Raw genomic sequence first — 16,309 nt, 5'->3', positions numbered from 1 at the left:
CGGCGCCTGCCCGTCCCCGACCGGACGATTCGGCAGGCGCCGTGGCGCATCCCGGGCCGGTCACGCTCAGCCCGTCAGCGCCGACGTCTTGAGGACCACCAGCAGCACCAGCACCGCGGACAGCACCACACACCCGGCCGCCTGGACCGAGGTACGCCGCTCCGCCGGGGCGTACGCGTAGACCACCGTCACCAGCGCACCGGTCAGCAGCCCGCCCAGATGGCCCTGCCACGACGTGAACCCGGCCGAGACCACCATCCACACCAGGAACCCGGCCAGGAACCTGTTCACCGCGTGCATGTCCCGGCCCAGCCGCCGGCTGATCACGTAGAAGGCCGCCGCGAGCCCGAAGACCGCGCCGGAGGCGCCCACCGAGGTCTCCTGCGGCGCGACCAGGTACACCAGAACCGAACCGCCCAGCGCGGACAGCAGGTACAGCGCGAGGAAGCGGACCCGGCCCAGCTGCTCCTCGACGACCCGGCCCAGGTTCCACAGCGCGTACATGTTGAAGACGATGTGCAGCACCCCGAACGGCACAGAGCCGAGGGCGGACCCGTCGGGCGGCAGGTGCAGGAATGCGCCGGTCAGCAGCCGGTACCACTCACCGCCCAGCACCCCGGTCACGTCGAAGCCGGGGATGCCGCCGCTCTCGTAGACGTACCTGACGCCGTCCGGACCGGTCAGCTCCGCACCCGTCATCCCGAACCGGTCCACGATCCCCGGGCGCACCAGCTCGGCCAGGTACACCAGGATGTTCAGGCCCATCAGCACATAGGTGACGAGCGGAACCGTGCTCCTGGCCACCGTCCCGCCGAAGACCGTCCGCGCCTGCCGGACCGAACGCCGCCCCTCCTTCACGCACTCCACGCAGTGGTGGCCGACCGAGGCCTCACGCATGCAGTCCGGACAGATGAAGCGCTCGCAGCGGGTACAGCTCACGTACGTCTCGTACGAGGGGTGGCGGTAGCACGTGGTGATGGCGGCCTCCATGGCCGGCTCCTTCATCGGTGAACGGGCGAGAGCGGCCGGTGGGGGGCGGCGGCGATCAAGATAGCGAACCCCCGGGGGACCGCGGACCAGCAGGTGGCTGCGGGACAACCCTTAGGCTCGGTGTCCCTGCCCCCGTAGAGACCGGAGCACCCCCATGACCTCCGAGGCGTTCCGGATCCTGCGCGCGGCCGGCCGGGTGCCGGCCCCCTGGAAGAACGGCGGGGGAGTCACCCGCGAGATCGCCGCGGCGCCCGGTCCGGCGGGCGACGGCTTCGACTGGCGGGTCAGCCTCGCGGACGTCACCGAGGACGGGCCGTTCTCCGCGTTCCCCGGCGTGGACCGCACCCTGACCGTGGTGGAGGGCGCCGGGATGGACCTCATGGTGGACGGGGAGCACCACATCGTCGACGAGCCGTACTGGCCCCACGGCTTCCCGGGCGACGTGGAGACCGGCGGACGGCTGCTGGCGGGCCCGGTCGTCAACCTCAACGTGATGCACCGCAGGGACCGCGTACGGGCCGAGGTGGCGGTCGTACGCGGCACCCTGCGGCTCGCGGCGCCCGAGGGCGGGGCGGTGCTGGCCGTGGCGCTGGAGGACGGCGCCGACATCGACGGTACGGACACCGGACTCGGCCGCTACGACGCGGTGTCGCTGCACGGCCGCGCGTCGTGCGTACTGCGGACGTACGGGTACGCGGCGCTGATCACGCTGTCGGGACACGGGCCCGGCGGCCGGCGGACAGCCGGGGACGGCACCTGACGGCATCCGAACGGGTGGTCCGGGACAACCGCCGGAGGAATCCGGACAGGAGCTGTCGGGATTACGGAGTTCGATGAACTCATGACATCGAACTCCTGGGCAGACTTCCGGACCGCGGAGCCGGACTTCGCCGACACCGTGCGCCGACGCTTCGAGCAGTACAAGCACCACGTCCTGGCGACCCTACGAGAGGACGGTTCACCCCGGGTGACCGGCCTCGAAGTGGAGTTCCGGCTGGGCGAGCCGTTCCTCGGCATGATGCCGAACTCCCGCAAGGCGCTGGACCTGCGCCGCGACCCCCGCTTCGCGGTGCACGCCAATCCGGGCCCCGGCGCCGAGATGGCCGACGGGGACGCCCGGATCTCCGGCCGGGCCGTGGAGGTGACAGACCCCGAGGTGCTGGCCCGGTTCATCGACGAGGTGACGCCGCCGGAGCCCTTCCACCTCTTCCGGGTGGAGCTCACCGAGGTGGTACGCGTAGGACTCGAGGGCGGCGACACCATGGTCATCCAGTCCTGGCGCCCCGGCCGCCCGGTACGCACGATCCGCAGGGGCAACGACGACGGATCGACGACGACAGCGCCCTGACCGGCCGGGGGAAGGGTGACGCGGTGGCCGTGGCACCGTTCCCCGGGCGGAGAATGGACGGGTGCCTACCAAGAAGAAGCCACAGGCGACGCCTTCCCCCGAGCGGCGCGGCGAGCTGCTCGCCACCGCCGCGGAGGTGTTCGCCGCGCAGGGATACAACGCCACGACCGTCCGCCGGATCGCGGACGCGGCCGGAATGCTCGCGGGCAGCCTCTACTACCACTTCGATTCCAAGGAATCGATGGTCGACGAAATCCTCTCCACCTTCCTGAACGAGCTGTGGGAGGGGTACGACGCGGTGCTCGCCGCCGGGCTCGGCCCCAGGGAGACCATCGAGGCGCTCGTCACCGAGTCCTTCCGCGAGATCGACCGGCACCGTGCCGCCGTCGCCATCTACCAGAAGGAGTCCCAGCACCTGGCGGCCCAGCCGAGGTTCCAGTACCTCGTCGACTCCCAGCAGAAGTTCGAGAAGGCCTGGCTCGGCACCCTGGAGCGCGGCGTCGCGGACCGGGTCTTCCGTGCCGATCTCGACATCCGCCTCACCTACCGGTTCGTCCGCGACACCGTCTGGGTCGCCGCCTCCTGGTACCGGCCGGGCGGACAGCACAGCCCGGAGGAGATCGCCCGCCAGTACCTGTCGATGGTCCTGGACGGGATCGCGCTGCGCGGCTGAGGCGGTCCGGAGGCCTCGACGGTCTTCTCTTCGACGATCTTCGAACGGCTCCGGCCCTTGCGCCCCATGGGTTCACCCGGAAAACAGCCGGCCGGCGGCGTGGCGTGTCCCACCGCTGGTCGGCAGATCGTGCTACGGTGGTCCGGTTGCAGTTTTGGTACCCATGAACTTTATGTGCGCCTGACGGGAATGCTTCCTCAGGCGCTTTATTGTTTTCCGGCTTTCTCCGGGTGGGGCTCAATGCGGCGACTTGGAATTCGTAAAGTGCGGATTTCCGGCACTGCACCTGTTTTAGGAGAATGACATGGCTACTGGAACCGTGAAGTGGTTCAACTCGGAAAAGGGCTTCGGCTTCATCGAGCAGGACGGCGGCGGCGCTGACGTCTTCGCCCACTACTCCAACATCGCCACCCAGGGCTTCCGTGAGCTCCAGGAGGGCCAGAAGGTCTCCTTCGACGTCACGCAGGGCCAGAAGGGCCCGCAGGCGGAGAACATCGTCCCGGCCTAATTGCCGGACGCGTACCTCGCAGCCGGGGCCCGCACCGTGAAGGTGCGGGTCCCGGCTTGTGCTGTCCCTGGGAATACGTACGTTCCGGGCGCCCACGGGCGCCCCGCACCGGGTGCGACGAAGCACCCCGGGTGTCCCGGGCCCCCGCGCGCCGCGTGCAGCAGTCCGCATTCCGCGCGGGCCCTGGAAAAAGTCCCAGCAGTCCCACGTAGTTCCCAGGAATCCCCAGGAGGGCAATTCCGTATGACCCGCTCCGAACGTCAGGACCGTCCCGCCCGCAATCGCCCGTCGAGGGGGCGTGGCACGGCCCAGGCAAAGGCAACCGCACAGGGTTCCGGCAAGGGATCCGGCAAGGCGTCGCCGCGTCGCAAGGCCACGCCGCCGCAGGGTGAGTTCGCCCTGCCCGAAACCATGACCCCCGCACTGCCCGCCGTCGAGGCGTTCGCCGAGCTGGACATGCCCGCCGCCCTGCTGAAAACCCTTGCCGCGCAGGGCGTCACCGACCCCTTCCCGATCCAGGGCGCCACCCTGCCGAACTCGCTGGCCGGCCGGGACATCCTCGGCCGGGGCCGCACCGGCTCCGGCAAGACCCTCGCCTTCGGCCTCGCGCTGCTGGCCCGCACCGCCGGACGGCGCTCCGAGCCGAAGGCGCCGCTCGTCCTCGTCCTCGTCCCGACCCGCGAGCTCGCCCAGCAGGTCACCGACGCGCTGACGCCCTACGCCACCTCGGTCAACCTGCGGATGGCCACCGTCGTCGGCGGGATGTCGATCAGCAAGCAGTCCGGCACCCTGCGCCGGGGCGCCGAGGTGCTCGTCGCCACGCCGGGCCGGCTCAAGGACCTCATCGAACGCGGCGACTGCCGCCTCGACCAGGTCGCCATCACCGTCCTCGACGAGGCCGACCAGATGGCCGACATGGGCTTCATGCCGCAGGTCGTCGCCCTGCTCAAGCAGGTCGAGCCGGACGGGCAGCGGATGCTCTTCTCCGCGACCCTGGACAAGAACATCGACCGGCTGGTCAAGATGTTCCTGACCGACCCCGTCGTGCACTCGGTCGACCCGTCCGCCGGTGCCGTCACCACCATGGAGCACCACGTGCTCCACGTGCTCGACGAGACCGACAAGAAGGCAGTCGCCACGAAGATCGCCGCCCGCGAAGGCCGGGTGATCATGTTCGTCGACACCAAGCGCGCCGCCGACCGCTTCGCCAAGCGGCTGCTCGCCAGCGGTGTCCGGGCCGCGGCCCTGCACGGCGGCCGCTCGCAGCCGCAGCGCAACCGCACCCTGGACCAGTTCAAGAACGGCCAGGTCACCGCGCTCGTCGCGACGAACGTGGCAGCGCGCGGCATCCACGTCGACGACCTCGACCTGGTCGTCAACGTCGACCCGCCCACCGACCACAAGGACTACCTCCACCGCGGCGGGCGCACGGCGCGCGCCGGGGAGTCCGGCAGCGTCGTCACGCTGGTGCTGCCCGAGGAGAAGCGGGAGATGACCCGGCTGATGCAGGACGCGGGCATCGCGCCGCACACCACCCGGATCAAGTCCACCGACGAGGAGCTCGCCCGGATCACCGGCGCGCGTGAGCCCTCCGGCATCGCCATCGTGGTCGAGATCCCGCAGCCCACCCAGCCGAAGCCGCGCACCCGGTCCGCTTCCACCGGGTCCGGTACCGGCGGCGGTTTCCGCTCGGGCACGCGCGGGCGTGGCCGTCGTGGAGCCGGTGGCGCCGCAGGCGCCGGCGGTACCGGGGGTGCGGGTCGCTCCGGCGGCTCCGGCCGCAGCGGTGCGCCCGCGCGCGGGCGTCGCGCGGCGTAGCGAAATTCAGCCCGTCCGGCGTTGAGGACGTAAGCGGGGCCCGGGAGCACCCGGGTGACGCTTCGTCCTCAATCGCCGGACGGGCTTGTCTGTGCCCCCAGCCGTGCCAGGACATCCGCGCCGAACGCCCGGCGCAGCGGATCGCCCGCCGCGCACCACGCGGCCGCCGCCTGCCGGGTCTCCTCGTCGCCGCGCTCGCGCAGCGCCTCCGCGGCGGCGTGCCAGTTGTCCAGCTCCGGGCCACCGGAGCGCAGCGCCCGCCGGGCCAGTTCCTCGAACGGGGCCGACAGCCCCAGCTCGTTCTCCAGGAGCGTGGCGATCGCGCCGTGCCCCGTCTGCTGGTCCTGGCCCGCGAACGGCTCCCCGTTCCCGCGCACCAGCTCGACCGTCAGCGTCTCCCCGCCGTCGACGACGGCACGGCGCACCGATACGTGGTGCGCGTCCGTGTCCCCGTACGCCTCCAGCAGTCCGCCGCGCAGATCCTGCTCCAGGTCCACGTCCAGCATCCGGCGTGCCTCGTCCAGCGCCTCCTCCAACGCCCCCTCCGGTGCCCCCGCACCGTGGTGCAGCAGCGCCCTCACCGTCTCCAGGGAGCCCCTGCGGGCGGCCAGGAAGAGCGGCGCCTCGCCCTCCGGCCCCGGCAGACACGGGTCGGCGCCGTGGGCCAGCAGGGTACGCGCGGTCCCCGCGTGGCCGAGCCCCACCGCCCAGCGCAGCGCCGTGAACCCGAACTGCTCGCGCAGATCCGGCCGGGCGCCCGCAGACAGCAGCGCCTCGACCACCTCGGTGTGACCGCCGCACGCCGCCCCGCAGACCGGCAGGTCGCCCGCTTCCGGACCACAGGCCCGGTCCGGATCGGCGCCCGCGGCGAGGAGCAGCCGCACCACGCCCGGCCGGTCCGAGACCGCGGCCAGGTACAGCGGGCTCGCCCCGTCCTCGTCGGACGACTCCACGGGCACCCCGGCGCGGAGCAGCCGCACGACGGCGTCCTCGCCCTCGTACACGGCGTCGAACAGGCTCTGCCCGTCCACCGCCGGATACGCCCGCGTCATCGGATCTTCCGTCACATTTCGACTGTAATACCTTTCGCGCCAAGGCCCGTTGCGGGCGGCGGCGGCTCAGGTCGTGCAGTCCAGCACCGTGCGGCACAGCGCACACCTGGCCCGCACCCGGCCGCGCACCGGCACCCGGTTGCGCTGATGGCAGGTCGGGCACGCGAAGGCGACCCGCAGCCCGTCCCGGCCCGTCTCGAAGGCGTACGGGGGCTCGGGACCCGGAGCCGAGGCCGCACCGGGATGGTCCTGGGCGTACCGCCGGTCCTTGGCGTACCGGCGCCGGCCCGCCCAGCCGGCCGCCGTCAGCGGCGGCAGCAGGCTCTCGCGAAGGGCGCGGGCCCGGCCCTTCGTGTACGCGGTGTAGGCCTGCGGACTGGTGAACCAGGGCGAGGGGTCCTCGTCGAAGGCGAGAGCCCGCTTGGCCAGTACGTACCCGAACTCCTCCGGGGTGAGGTAGCCGAGCTTCTGACTGGAAGTGGCGTCCTCCCGGAACGCGTCCAGCAGCAGCCAGCCCGCCCCCAGATAGGCGGCCGCGGTGTCGGTGAGGATCTCGTTGTCACGGGTCCCCGGGAACTCCAGGCCGAGCCGGTGCAGCAGCACGTGCGTGACCTCGTGCGACAGCGCGGCCCCGATGTCCCTGCGGTGGGTGCGGAACCGGTCGTTCAGCTCGATGAAGTACTCCGGACCGGCCGCGAGTTCGACACTCCCCGCATGCTCCATCGCACGGAACGCCACGACCATCCGGGCGTCCGGCAGCCGCAGGTGCCGCACCATCGCCCGCGCCACGCGCTGCGCGCCGAGATGCAGATCGTCCGCGTCCGCGAAGGCGGCGTCCACGGGCAGCAGGCTCGGCGCGAAACGGTGCACACCGTCGTACGAGAGCCGCCGGTACAGCGCGGTGATCGCGGAGTGCACGGTGTCCAGGTGCGGGAAGCCGTGCACCACCGGGCTGCCGTGGGGGCTGTCGCTCACACCCTCACCCCCGTCCGTACCACTCGGCTCCCGCCCACAGTAGCGGGCCTTTCAGGAAACACCCCGGGGCGTGTCCGCCGCACTCCGGGACGGCAGCCCCGGGCCCAGCTCCGCGTACGGCGCGCCCGCGGCCTCCACCTCCAGCACCCACACCTCGTTGCGCCCTTCCCGGAGTACCGGGCCCGGTACGTACAGCGTGTGCTGCGGGCCCGCCGACCAGTACCGACCCAGGCAGAACCCGTTCACCCAGACGAACCCGCGCGTCCAGCCAGGCAGTTCGAGGCCCGCGTGCCCGGTGCCGGCCGCGTCCGCGAGCTCGAAGGAGCCCCGGTACAGGCCGCCGCGCCCCGAACCGTCGAGCGGGACGAACGGGACACCGGCCACCGCCGCCGCGTCCTCGAACGCGTCCAGCCGCAGCGCCCGCGCCCGTACGCCGTGCAGGAACTGCCGTTCGTGCAGCACACCTCCGGTGATCCCCTTGGCCTCACCGAGGCGCGGTCCGTAATTGACCCGGCCCAGCGACTCGACCCACAGTTCGACCTCGGCGGGACCGGCCACCGGCTCATCGAGCGTGCCGTCCTCCTCGCTCAGAACGCCCCGGCGGACACCGTCCACGTACACCACCGCCCGGTCCCGGAGGCCCGACACCCCCAGGGCGTACGGCCGTCGGGGACCCGGCACACAGACCCGGTAGCGCACCAGGCCGCGGTCCACACCCAGCTCCTCGAACGTGGGCGGAACACCGGACTCCGGCTGCTCCTCGTCCCCGAGCGCCTCCAGCACGTCCCGCAGCGGCGCCCAGCCGGTCAGCTCGGCCCGCAACGGTTCGGCAAGCCCGGCGGGCTCCGGCGGCAGCTCCGGCAGCGGCCCCTCCGCGTACTGGGCGAGGACCTCCCGGAACAGCCAGAACTTCTCCGTGGGCCGCCCGTACTCGTCGACCGGCGCGTCGTAGTCGTACGACGTCACCGTCGGCTGGAGCTCCTGGTCCTGGAGCGGGCCCGCGCGGTTGGCGCCCGCCCAGCCGCCGAAGTTCGTCCCGCCGTGCGCCATGTAGATGTTGACCGACGCCCCGCACTCCAGGATCTCCCGCAACGCCTCCGCGGCCCGCTCCGGATCGCGGACGACAGCGGGGGCGCCCCAGTGCTCGAACCAGCCGCACCAGAACTCCATGCACATCAGCGGACCCTTGTCCTGATGGCTCCGGAGCACCCGGAACGCCTCACGCGCCCCGGAGCCGAAGTTCGCCGTCGCCAGCAGACCGGGCACCGAACCGCCCGTGAGCATGTGGTCCTCCGGCCCGTCGGAGGTGAACAGCGGCACGCTCACGCCGTACTCGACGAGCATCGCGGCCACCTGCCGCAGATAGTCCTGATCGGTGCCGTAACTCCCGTACTCGTTCTCCGCCTGGACCATGATCACCGGACCGCCGCGGTCGATCTGCCGCTCCACGACCTGGGGCAGGAGTTCGGCGAACCACCGCCGTACCGCCTCCAGATAACCCGCGTCACGGGTCCGCACCCGCCGGCCGTACCGCCCCGTCACCCACACCGGCAGACCGCCGTTCTCCCACTCCGCGCAGATGTACGGACCCGGGCGGACGATCGCCCGGAGACCGGCCCGCCGGGCCGCGTCCAGGAACCGGCCCAGCGCCCCCACGTCCCGGAACCGGCCGGGTCGCGGCTCGTGCAGATTCCACGGCACATACGTCTCGACGCAGTTCAGACCCATCGCCCGCAGCATCGACAACCGGTGATCCCACTGCGCCTCGTGCACCCGGAAGTAGTGCAGTGCACCCGACAGCAGCCGTACGGGCCGCCCGTCGAACCGGAAGTGGTCGTCGTCGCCCACCGTGAAGTCAGCCATCGTGCTCGTTCTCTCCTGTGCGGGCGGTCCCGGAACGCCGTGCTCCGCGACCGGGTACGGGCCACCGGAACGCGGCACGTGTGACGGAGCGGGCGAACCCGGGAGGAATGTCGCGACCTGGGGCGTGTCGTCAAACTGCCGTCTGCCGGGCGACGCCATGCACGCACTCTCGCCGCACCGGCCCCAGACCCCGGTACATCCAGTACAGGGGTCTGGGGCCGGCACGCCGAGAGCACGCACCTGACGCCGCCCGGCCGCCCTCCGGGCAACGACGGCAGTTTGACGACACGCCCCAGCCTCACCCCCTGGCGTGCGGCCGGTCCATGGACAAAGATCATTGCTGTTTGGACGCAGCGCCGCCCGGAGCGACGCCGTCCGCAAGCGGCACCTCACCGGCGCCGCGGGACGCGAGAACCAGGATGCGAGAACGGGGGAGCGAAGGCCGATGTACCACACCTGGATGCGCTTCTTCACCCCGAGCCCACTTCACCACCGCCTCGGCCTCGTCTGCCTCGGCGTGGGCCTCCAGCACGGCACACTGCCCACCGTCGGCCCCCGCACCCTGGACCACCACGTCGCCGTCGTCATCAACTCCGGCACCGGATGGTTCGCCGGGCCCGACGGGCGGCGGACACCGGTCACCGGACCCAGCCTGATCTGGCTCACCCCCGGCACCCCGCACCACTACGGCGCCGACCCCGCCACCGGCTGGGACGAGAGCTTCGTCGACTTCACCGGACCCGCCACCACCACGTACACCGAACTCGGCTACATCGAGCCCGACCGCCCCCTCGTCCCGCTCTCCGACACGGCGGCACCCCGCGCCGCCATCGGCCGCATGGTCCGGGCGGCCCGGCGCGGCAACCCGCTGCTCGAAGTGGAGACCGGCGCCGCCGTCCACGAACTGCTCGTCGCCCTGCGCCGGGCCCGCGCCGACGTCAGCCCCGACGGGGACCCGGTACTCCAGGCCATGGCCCGGGACGCCTTCCAGCCGCTCACCGTCGCCGAGCACGCCGCACGGCACGGGATGACCGCCGCCGAACTGCGCACGGCCGTCCGGCGCGGCGCGGGGTGCAGCCCGAAGGACTACCTCCTCGGCATCCGGCTCGGCCGCGCCAAGGAACTCCTCGCCACCAGCGACCTGCCGGTCGCGGCCGTCGCCCGCCGCGTCGGATACGACGATCCGGCCTACTTCTCCCGGCTGTTCGCCCGCCGCGTCGGCACCGCGCCGGTCCGCTTCCGCGAGCAGCAGGGCCGCAGCGTGCCGGGCGGCTGGAGCGACCGGGTGCCGGACCCGGACCACCCGCCGACGATCACTCCGTAGTCCACCCGTAGTCCGCCCGCCGGACAGGCTCTAAGCTCGATGACCATGACCACGAGCAACATCGACGATTCCGTAGGCGCCGAGCTGAACCGGCTGCGAGAGAGCATCGACAACATCGACGCGGCTGTCGTCCACATGCTGGCCGAGCGCTTCAAATGCACCCAGCAGGTTGGTCACCTCAAGGCCGCCCACCAGCTTCCCCCCGCCGATCCGGCCAGAGAGTCCCGCCAGATCGCCCGGCTGCGGCAGCTGGCGGAGAGCGCGCACCTGGACCCGGCGTTCGCCGAGAAGCTCCTGAACTTCATCGTGGCCGAGGTCATCCGCCACCACGAACGCATCGCGGAGGAATCGGCGCACGGCACGGACACCGACGTCAGGACCTGAGCGCGCCGCCGGGGCTCCGTCGCCCCGGCGCCCCGTCGCCCCCTCGCCCTGCCCCCGCCCCCGCTCAGCCCGCCGCGAACCCGCCTGCATCCCGCACAGCGCATACGGCAGCATGGGGCCATGTCCGTACTGATGCGCGACGAAGCGCAGACCCGAGCCCAGTTCCTCGACGTACAGCGGTACACGATCGACCTCGATCTGACCGCGGGGGACGAGACCTTCGACTCCCGTACCCTCATCCGGTTCACCGCCCGCACGGACGGCGACACCTTCGTCGAGATCAAGCCCGCCACCCTGCGCTCGATCAGCCTCGACGGGCAGCCGCTCGACCCCGCAGACCTCGACGGCAACCGCTTCCCCCTCACCGCCCTGACCAGCGGCGAACACGAACTCCGCGTCGACGCCGCCATGCGCTACTCCCGCACCGGCGAAGGCATGCACCGCTTCACCGACCCCACCGACAACGAGACCTACGTCTACACCCAGCTCTTCATGGAGGACGTCCAGCGCGTCTTCGCCGCGTTCGACCAGCCCGACCTCAAGTCCGTCTTCGAGCTCACCGTCACCGCCCCCGAAGGCTGGACCGTCCTCGGCAACGGCATCACCGAACACACCGGCGACGGCCGCTGGACCCTCGCCCCCACGCCGCCGATCTCCACCTACCTCGTCGCCGTCGCCGCGGGCCCCTGGCACTCCGTGACCACCGAACACGCCGGACTGCCCTTCGGCATCCACTGCCGCGCCTCCCTCGCCCCCCACCTCGACACCGACGCCGACGAGATCCTCGACATCACCCGGGCCTGCTTCGACCGGTTCCAGGAGAAGTTCGACGAGCCCTACCCGTTCGACTCCTACGACCAGGCCTTCGTCCCCGAGTTCAACGCGGGCGCCATGGAGAACCCCGGCCTCGTCACCTTCCGCGACGAGTTCATCTACCGCTCCGCCGTCACCGACACCGAGCGCCAGACCCGCGGCATGGTCATCGCCCACGAGATGGCCCACATGTGGTTCGGAGACCTCGTCACCCTCGCCTGGTGGGACGACATCTGGCTCAACGAGTCCTTCGCCGAGTACATGGGCTACCAGACCCTCGCCGAAGCCACCCGCTTCACCGACACCTGGGTCGACTTCGGAGTCGCCCGCAAGGGCTGGGGCTACGACGCCGACCAGCGCCCCTCCACCCACCCCGTCGCCCCCGACCCCGCCGCCGTCCCCGACACCGCCTCCGCGATGCTCAACTTCGACGGCATCTCCTACGCCAAGGGCGCCTCCGCCCTGCGCCAGCTCGTCGCCTGGCTCGGCGAGAAGGACTTCCTGGCCGGCATCAACACCCACTTCGCCCGCCACAAGTTCGCCAACGCCACCCTGGCCGACTTCATCGACAACCTGGCATCCGCCACCGACCGCGACGTCCACGCCTGGGCCGACCAGTGGCTGCGCACCACCGGAGTCGACACCCTCACCCCGCACATCAAAGAGGCCGACACCACCTGGTCCCTCACCGTCGACCACCGGGGCACCCGCCCCCACCGCATCACCGTCGGCACCTACGACCACGCCATCGACACCCAGTCCGGGCCCGACCGGCTCGTCCCGCGCGACCGCTTCGACATCGGCATCCCGCAGGACGACGCCCCCACCACCCGGCCCGGCCGCCGCCCCGCCCTCGTCGTCCTCAACGACGGCGACCTCACCTACGCCAAGGTCCGCCTCGACCCGGACTCCTGGAACACCGCCCTGCGCAGCCTCTCCGGCATCCCCGACGCCCTCACCAGAGCCGTCATCTGGAACACCGCCCGCGACATGGTCCGCGACGGCGAACTCGCCCCCACCACCTACATCGAGGCCGCCCGCACCCACCTCCCGCACGAAACCGACCTCGCACTCCAGCAGGGCGTCCTCACCTTCGCCACCACCCAGATCGCCGGACGCTACCTCAGCCCCGACGACCGCCCCGCCGCCCTCACCACCCTCACCGCCCTGTGCCGCGACCTCATCCGCCGCACCGAGGACGGCAGCAACCCCGGCCTCCGCCTCATCGCCGTCCGCCACCTCATCGACGCCGCCACCCAGCCCGACGCCATCCAGGGCTGGCTCACCGAAGGCACCGTCCCCGGCGGACCCGAACTCGACGCCGAACTGCGCTGGCGCACCCTCACCCGCCTCGCCGTCCTCGGCGCCGTCGACGAGACCGCCATCGCCGCCGAACTCGACCAGGACCCCAGCGCCACCGGCCAGGAAGGCGCCGCCCGCTGCCGCGCCGCCCTGCCCACCCCCGAGGCCAAGGCCGCGGCCTGGCAGGCCATGTTCACCGACGACAGCCTCTCCAACTACCTCTTCACCGCCATCGCCCAGGGCTTCTGGCAGCCCGAACAGACCGACCTCGTCAGCGCCTACGTACCCCGCTACTACCCCGAGGCGACCCAGCTCGCCGTCCGCCGCGGACCCGCCATCGCGGAAGCCGCCGGACGCTACGCCTTCCCCGCGTACGCCGTCGACGCCCACAGCCTCCACCTCGGCGAACAAGCACTCACCGACCAGGCCCTGATCCCCGCACTGCGCCGCAAGCTCGCCGACCAGATCGACGACCTGCGCCGCGCCCTCGCCGTCCGCGACGCCCACTGACCGGACCGACGAACCCGCACCACCCGTGCCCGGCCCGCCCTCACCCCGAGGGCGGGCCGGGCACCGCCCGTGGTGCGCCGGACGGGCCGGGCACAGCCCGTGGTGCGCCGGGCTGGCCCCCGGACCGTGCCCGCGAAACCCCACCCGGTGACACACGTCACAGGAACCCGCCGGACCGGTCGGACATTAATCCACGTGACTCACTCAACCCCTGCCCGACTCCGAGAAGGTGACCCGGCCGCGCTCGCCGAGGCGTTCCGGGAACACGCGGACGCCGTGTACCGCCATGCCCTGTGGTCCACCGGCAACTGGTCCACGGCCGAGGACGTCGTCTCCCTCACCTACCTGGAAGCGTGGCGCTCACGCGAGCGGCTGCGCCCCGAGGAGACCGACAGCCTGCGCCCGTGGCTGCTGGGCATCGCCACCAACGTGGCTCGCAACACGGCCCGTTCGGCCCGACGCCACCGCAGAGCCCTGGCCCGGACGGAGCGCTCCGACACCGTCCCGGACTTCGCGGAGGAGGTGACCGGGCGGCTGGCGGACGCCGAACAGCTGGCAGCGGCCAAGGCGGCGCTGGAAGGGCTGCGGCGCGCCGAGCGCGAGGTCTTCACCCTGTGCGTCTGGGGCGGGCTGGACTACGCGTCCGCCGCAGAGGCCCTGGGCATACCCGTCGGCACCGTGCGCTCCCGGCTGTCCCGCGCCCGCGCCAAGCTGCGCGACTCCGTGGGGCACCCGGCCACCCGGCCCGACGGCACCCGGAGTACATCCGGCCGGGAACTCCCCGGAGGCAGCGGACAAGTACAGCGCGTAGACAGCATTCTGGCCCGAACCACCCAGGAGAACCCCGCATGAACGCCCTGTTCCGGCACCGTTCCGGCACCGCCACCCCGTCCTCCCGTCCGGCGGCCGAGGACCGCGCCGAGCTCGACGCACTGCGTGAGATGGTCCCGCCCCCCGGCGCCCCCCGGCTCTCGCCCACCCGCCACGCGCGGCTCGAAGCGCGTCTGATGAACGCGGTCGACGACACGGCCACCACGTCCGACACCGTGAAGCCCCTCAAGTCCCGTTCCGCCGCTGGCCGCCCGTCGGGCTTCGGCCGGCTGACGACCGGCCGGTCGATGTCCCTCGGGGTGGCCGCCGCCGTCGTCGCGGCGACCGTGGCGGGGTTCGCCGTCACCGGCAGCAGCGGTCAGACGGCCGTCGCCGCGCCCGCCCCGCTCAAGGTGGAGAGCTCCCGGGCCACCGTGCCGCTCGCCACCGTCGCCAAGCGGGCCACCGCCCTCGCCGGCTCCGACGGCGCCGCGCGCCGGGGGACCCACCGCCGGGAGTGGGCCATGGGGCTGTGGGACGACGGGAAGCACGAGCCGGAACAGGTGCCGGTGACCGAATCCCGTGACCGCTACAACGCCGACGGCAGCGGGGAGGCAGAGGACATCGAGGACGGCCGGGTCGTCCACCGCACGCACCTGCCGGCAGGTTCGTGGGAGGAGTCCGCCTCCTACGTGAACACCCCCCCGACCACCGTCGACGGCCTCGCCGACTACCTGGCGAAGGAGAACCCCGACACCCGGGGCAGCGCGTACTGGACGGTGGACTCCCTGGAGGCGCTGCTGCGTGAGTGGACGCCGGGCCCCGCCCAGACGGCCGCGATCGACGGACTGCTCGCCGAGCAGCCCGGCCTGCGTGCCATCGGCCCGGTCAGGGACCGTGCCGGACGCCAGGGCCAGGCATACGCCGCGGACTTCAAGGGGACGGTGCGCTGGACGGTCATCCTCGACGAGCACACCGGCCGCATCCTGGGCACCGAGCTCTCCAGCATCAGGACCGACCCGAAGATGCGCCTCGAACCCGGTGACGTCGAGCAGTACGACGCCTACCTGGACTGAGGCCGCACAGCCCGGTCACGGCCGTCCCGTGCGCCCTGCGGGACGGCCCTTCAGCGGGTACGGGCCGCCGAGGCCTCCACCTGGGCGAGCTGGGCGGCCAGCAGCTCCACGAACGCTTCGCGGCGGTCCACCCCGAGGGGGCGGACGTCACGGGCGAAGTGCGCCAGGGCGGGGAAGCGCTCGGGGTCCGCGCCGAGCACCGCGACACGGAACAGCTCCATGCCCTGGTCGTACTCCTGAGGGGTGATCGTGCTGACCCCCGCCTCCGAGGCGACCAGTGCGGAGATGAGGACCGCGATCCGGTGGTAGTGCGCCGGGATCTCCTCGTCGGGCAGGCCCGACGCCCGCAGGTCCTGAAGCACCGCTTCCATCACCAGCCGGGAACCGGCGCCGCTCGACGCGTAGCGCCCCCAGACCGCGGCGAGCTGGGGCTGCCGGCCGAAGGCCTCCCGCAGCCGCAGACCCAGGGCGGTGATGCGCTGCTTCCAGTCACCCTCGGGGCGGTAGCCGTCCATGGCGGCCAGCAGGATCCGGTCGGCGACCGCGCGCAGCAGTTCGGTCTTGCTGCGGAAATGCCGGTAGAGGCTGGAGGAATCGGTCCCGAGGACCGCGGCCAGCTTGCGCACGCTGAACGACTCGGCATCGCCCGTGCGCAGCAACTCCGCCGCCGCGTCCAGGATCTCCTCGGTCGACCAGCGCCTTCTCCCTGCCATCCCGTTCCTCTCGTCGGCTCCCAGCCTAACGTACGCACTTGGTGTTGCACGCACCGCGTGCATAATGGGTACATGGGCATGCCGGGCCGTCGGCAAGCGGACCGGTGGCCTGCCCTCGTGCCCCGTTACCCGGGCCGGACGACCGATGCG

Annotated in this window: 15 protein-coding genes; 10 read left to right on the top strand and 5 right to left on the bottom strand. The window is 72.1% G+C overall.

Annotation, left to right across the window (positions count from 1 at the left end):
- Positions 1–66 precede the first annotated feature (66 nt).
- Positions 67–990, bottom strand: coding sequence for a rhomboid family intramembrane serine protease (locus OG892_RS09165; RefSeq protein ID WP_371628887.1), 924 nt, complete (start codon positions 988–990; stop codon positions 67–69).
- Positions 991–1,144: 154 nt separating this feature from the next.
- Here OG892_RS09165 and OG892_RS09160 point away from each other — a divergent pair, with 154 nt between their 5' ends.
- From OG892_RS09160 to OG892_RS09140, 5 genes are all read left to right on the top strand, one after another.
- On the top strand, positions 1,145–1,750 hold the full coding sequence (locus OG892_RS09160) for a HutD family protein (RefSeq protein ID WP_371628886.1): 606 nt from the start codon (positions 1,145–1,147) through the stop codon (positions 1,748–1,750).
- 81 nt (positions 1,751–1,831) lie between these two features.
- Positions 1,832–2,338 carry a pyridoxamine 5'-phosphate oxidase family protein gene (locus OG892_RS09155; RefSeq protein WP_328867397.1) on the top strand — a complete coding sequence of 169 codons (507 nt, stop codon included), beginning with the start codon at positions 1,832–1,834 and terminating at the stop codon, positions 2,336–2,338.
- A gap of 61 nt (positions 2,339–2,399) precedes the next feature.
- Complete coding sequence (locus OG892_RS09150) at positions 2,400–3,011, top strand: TetR/AcrR family transcriptional regulator (RefSeq protein ID WP_073735469.1); 612 nt, start codon at positions 2,400–2,402, stop codon at positions 3,009–3,011.
- Between the two features lie 304 nt (positions 3,012–3,315).
- Positions 3,316–3,519, top strand: a complete 204-nt coding sequence (locus tag OG892_RS09145; protein ID WP_015607926.1) for a cold-shock protein — start codon at positions 3,316–3,318, stop codon at positions 3,517–3,519.
- A 243-nt stretch (positions 3,520–3,762) separates the two neighbouring features.
- Positions 3,763–5,337 (top strand): DEAD/DEAH box helicase, encoded by a 1,575-nt coding sequence (locus tag OG892_RS09140; RefSeq protein ID WP_328867398.1) that lies wholly within the window; start codon positions 3,763–3,765, stop codon positions 5,335–5,337.
- 68 nt (positions 5,338–5,405) lie between these two features.
- Here OG892_RS09140 and OG892_RS09135 read toward each other — a convergent pair whose 3' ends face one another.
- Genes OG892_RS09135 through OG892_RS09125 form a run of 3 tightly spaced genes read right to left on the bottom strand, consistent with a single transcriptional unit; the run spans position 5,406 to position 9,227 of the window.
- Positions 5,406–6,404 (bottom strand): ankyrin repeat domain-containing protein, encoded by a 999-nt coding sequence (locus OG892_RS09135; RefSeq protein WP_371628885.1) that lies wholly within the window; start codon positions 6,402–6,404, stop codon positions 5,406–5,408.
- Between the two features lie 51 nt (positions 6,405–6,455).
- On the bottom strand, positions 6,456–7,364 hold the full coding sequence (locus OG892_RS09130) for a hypothetical protein (protein WP_371628884.1): 909 nt from the start codon (positions 7,362–7,364) through the stop codon (positions 6,456–6,458).
- Between the two features lie 51 nt (positions 7,365–7,415).
- On the bottom strand, positions 7,416–9,227 hold the full coding sequence (locus OG892_RS09125; RefSeq protein WP_371628883.1) for a beta-galactosidase: 1,812 nt from the start codon (positions 9,225–9,227) through the stop codon (positions 7,416–7,418).
- 445 nt (positions 9,228–9,672) lie between these two features.
- On the opposite strand from OG892_RS09125, the gene OG892_RS09120 reads away from it, so the two are divergent.
- The 5 genes from OG892_RS09120 (at position 9,673) to OG892_RS09100 (ending at position 15,446) form a co-directional block, all read left to right on the top strand.
- Positions 9,673–10,551, top strand: a complete 879-nt coding sequence (locus OG892_RS09120) for an AraC family transcriptional regulator (protein ID WP_073735465.1) — start codon at positions 9,673–9,675, stop codon at positions 10,549–10,551.
- Between the two features lie 45 nt (positions 10,552–10,596).
- The gene (locus OG892_RS09115; RefSeq protein ID WP_371628882.1) at positions 10,597–10,935 is read left to right on the top strand and encodes a chorismate mutase; all 339 of its coding nucleotides are present in this window, start codon (positions 10,597–10,599) and stop codon (positions 10,933–10,935) included.
- A gap of 120 nt (positions 10,936–11,055) precedes the next feature.
- Positions 11,056–13,560 carry an aminopeptidase N gene (gene pepN, locus OG892_RS09110; RefSeq protein WP_371628881.1) on the top strand — a complete coding sequence of 835 codons (2,505 nt, stop codon included), beginning with the start codon at positions 11,056–11,058 and terminating at the stop codon, positions 13,558–13,560.
- 195 nt (positions 13,561–13,755) lie between these two features.
- Positions 13,756–14,412: an RNA polymerase sigma factor gene (locus OG892_RS09105; protein WP_371628880.1), complete on the top strand. Its 657-nt coding sequence runs from the start codon at positions 13,756–13,758 to the stop codon at positions 14,410–14,412.
- Entirely contained in the window at positions 14,409–15,446 is a 1,038-nt protein-coding gene (locus OG892_RS09100; RefSeq protein WP_371628879.1) for a CU044_5270 family protein, read from the top strand. Before OG892_RS09105 ends, OG892_RS09100 begins: the two co-directional genes overlap by 4 nt.
- 50 nt (positions 15,447–15,496) lie before the next feature.
- On the opposite strand, the gene OG892_RS09095 is transcribed toward OG892_RS09100, so the two are convergent.
- A complete protein-coding gene (locus OG892_RS09095) occupies positions 15,497–16,159 on the bottom strand; it encodes a TetR/AcrR family transcriptional regulator (protein ID WP_328867405.1) in 663 nt (220 codons plus the stop codon).
- Between the last annotated feature and the right edge of the window lie 150 nt (positions 16,160–16,309).

Origin of the sequence: Streptomyces sp. NBC_00341 (assembly GCF_041435055.1) — a bacterium.
In the GTDB taxonomy this organism is placed as follows: Bacteria; Actinomycetota; Actinomycetes; order Streptomycetales; family Streptomycetaceae; genus Streptomyces.
The sequence above is the reverse complement of the archived record's forward strand: the minus strand, read 5'-3'. Positions and strand labels throughout refer to the sequence as shown.

Bases quoted from the DNA above. Each gene is read 5' to 3' on its own strand.
- pepN (WP_371628881.1), top strand. From the start codon at position 11,056: ATGTCCGTACTGATGCGCGACGAAGCGCAGACCCGAGCCCAGTTCCTC.
- OG892_RS09115 (WP_371628882.1), top strand. From the start codon at position 10,597: ATGACCACGAGCAACATCGACGATTCCGTAGGCGCCGAGCTGAACCGG.
- OG892_RS09165 (WP_371628887.1), bottom strand. From the start codon at position 990: ATGGAGGCCGCCATCACCACGTGCTACCGCCACCCCTCGTACGAGACG.
- OG892_RS09145 (WP_015607926.1), top strand. From the start codon at position 3,316: ATGGCTACTGGAACCGTGAAGTGGTTCAACTCGGAAAAGGGCTTCGGC.
- OG892_RS09095 (WP_328867405.1), bottom strand. From the start codon at position 16,159: ATGGCAGGGAGAAGGCGCTGGTCGACCGAGGAGATCCTGGACGCGGCG.
- OG892_RS09140 (WP_328867398.1), top strand. From the start codon at position 3,763: ATGACCCGCTCCGAACGTCAGGACCGTCCCGCCCGCAATCGCCCGTCG.
- OG892_RS09120 (WP_073735465.1), top strand. From the start codon at position 9,673: ATGTACCACACCTGGATGCGCTTCTTCACCCCGAGCCCACTTCACCAC.
- OG892_RS09155 (WP_328867397.1), top strand. From the start codon at position 1,832: ATGACATCGAACTCCTGGGCAGACTTCCGGACCGCGGAGCCGGACTTC.
- OG892_RS09100 (WP_371628879.1), top strand. From the start codon at position 14,409: ATGAACGCCCTGTTCCGGCACCGTTCCGGCACCGCCACCCCGTCCTCC.
- OG892_RS09160 (WP_371628886.1), top strand. From the start codon at position 1,145: ATGACCTCCGAGGCGTTCCGGATCCTGCGCGCGGCCGGCCGGGTGCCG.
- OG892_RS09125 (WP_371628883.1), bottom strand. From the start codon at position 9,227: ATGGCTGACTTCACGGTGGGCGACGACGACCACTTCCGGTTCGACGGG.